The 1,866-nt window shown below is 58.9% G+C and carries 2 protein-coding genes and 1 pseudogene; all 3 read left to right on the forward strand.

Annotated elements, in window-relative coordinates; genetic code table 11:
• The coding region (locus V6C16_RS15010) for a DHHA1 domain-containing protein (RefSeq protein WP_442886229.1) at positions 1 to 110 on the forward strand (110 nt) is incomplete at its 5' end.
• A gap of 10 nt (positions 111 to 120) precedes the next feature.
• Positions 121 to 1,305 (forward strand): 12,18-didecarboxysiroheme deacetylase, encoded by a 1,185-nt coding sequence (gene ahbC, locus V6C16_RS12250; protein WP_333536259.1) that lies wholly within the window; start codon positions 121 to 123, stop codon positions 1,303 to 1,305.
• Between the two features lie 118 nt (positions 1,306 to 1,423).
• Positions 1,424 to 1,866 (forward strand): annotated as a pseudogene (locus V6C16_RS12255) (porphobilinogen synthase); the annotation flags it as partial.

Genomic DNA, 1,866 nt, shown 5'->3' on the forward strand with positions numbered 1-1,866 from the left:
CCTGCGGCGGCTCGGGAGGCGGCAGGCCCGACCTGGCCCAGGCAGGCGGCAGCCAGCCTGAAGGACTGGACGAAGCCTTTGCCGCGCTGAAAAAATGTATCGAACAATAAGGACTGTGTGATGATTGGCATTTCCAAGCTGTACTGTGGTCAGGTGGAGCCTTCGGACGCCCTGCGTTATGGCCGTGAGTCGGGCAAGCTGCCCTCCCATCTGCTGCAGTTTTCCAAGGACAAGAAGCCTGTGGTGGTCTGGAACATGACCCAGCGCTGCAACCTCAAATGCGTGCATTGCTACGCTCACGCCATTGAGGTGGACGGCACGGACGACATCAATACCCAGCAGGCCAAGGCCATGATCGACGATCTGGCCGCCTACGGCGCTCCGGTCATGCTTTTCTCCGGCGGCGAGCCGCTGGTGCGCAAAGATCTGGTTGAACTGGCAAGCCACGCCACGTCCAAGGGCATGCGGGCCGTCATCTCCACCAACGGAACCCTGATCACCAAGGAAAAAGCGCGCGAACTCAAGGCCGTGGGCCTCTCTTACGTGGGCATCTCCCTGGACGGCATGGAAGAAATACACGACAAGTTCCGCGCCGTACCCGGCGCGTTCCGCAAGGCTCTGGAAGGCATTGCCAACTGTCAGGCCGAAGGTCTCAAGGTGGGGCTGCGCCTTACCATCAACAAGCGCAATGCCGGTGAAATTCCCGGTATTTTCCGCCTGCTCAGGGATATGGAAATTCCCCGCGCCTGTTTTTACCACCTTGTCTACTCCGGCCGAGGCTCCGAGCTTATCAAGGAAGACCTTGACCACGCGGAAACCCGTCAGGTGCTGGACCTCATCATGGATGAAACCCGCGCCCTGTTTGACGCGGGCAAGGGCAAGGAAATCCTTACTGTTGATAACCACGCCGACGGCCCCTACGTGTGGATGCGGCTCAAGCGCGAAGACCCCAGGCGTGCGGAAGAAGTTTTTGAACTGCTTCAGTACAATGAGGGCAACAGCTCGGGCCGGGGTATCGGCTGTATTTCCTGGGACGGAAAGGTTCATGCCGACCAGTTCTGGCGGAACCATGTGCTCGGCAATGTGCTGGAGCGTCCGTTCTCGCAGATATGGGACGACCCCTCCATTGAACTGCTGCACATGCTCAAGGACAAGAAAGCCCACGTCAAGGGCCGTTGCGCCAAGTGCCGCTTTCTGAACATCTGCGGCGGCAACTTCCGCGCCCGCGCCGAAGCCTATTATGATGACATCTGGGCACAGGACCCGGCCTGCTACCTGACTGATGAAGAAATCGGCCTGAAATAGCTTCTTTTTGTGAGGAGGCCCCTTGTTCAAAAAGGGGCCTCTTTCGCACTCTCTGCCAGTTTTTACAAGCGCTATCGCATGATAGAGGCAGCCTGGCCTGAAAAACAAGGATAGAGCCATGACTCCGTTCCATCGCGGCCGCCGTCTGCGCGCCACCCCCGAGCTCCGCACACTGGTGCGCGAAACCGCGCCCCTTCTTGTGGAAGACCTTATTCAGCCCTATTTTGTGGTTGAAACAAAAGACCCCAATTTTCGCAAAGAAATCGGCTCCATGCCAGGCCAGTACCAGCTGAGCCTCAGCCAGCTGGAAAAACAGGTGGAACAGGCCGTGGACACGGGCCTGCATTCTGTCATCCTTTTTGGCATTCCGGCCACCAAGGACGAAAAAGCCTGCGGCGCCTACGCCGACGACGGCATCGTGCAGGAGGCAGTGCGGCTGCTCAAGCGCCGCTGGCCCGAGCTTTTTGTCATGACAGACGTGTGCCTGTGCGAATACATGAGCCACGGCCACTGCGGCATTCTTACGCCCGAGGGCGTGGTGCGCAACGATGCCACCCTGCC

The sequence above is a fragment of the Desulfovibrio sp. 1188_IL3213 genome, from assembly GCF_036763145.1.
In the GTDB taxonomy this organism is placed as follows: Bacteria; Desulfobacterota; Desulfovibrionia; order Desulfovibrionales; family Desulfovibrionaceae; genus Desulfovibrio.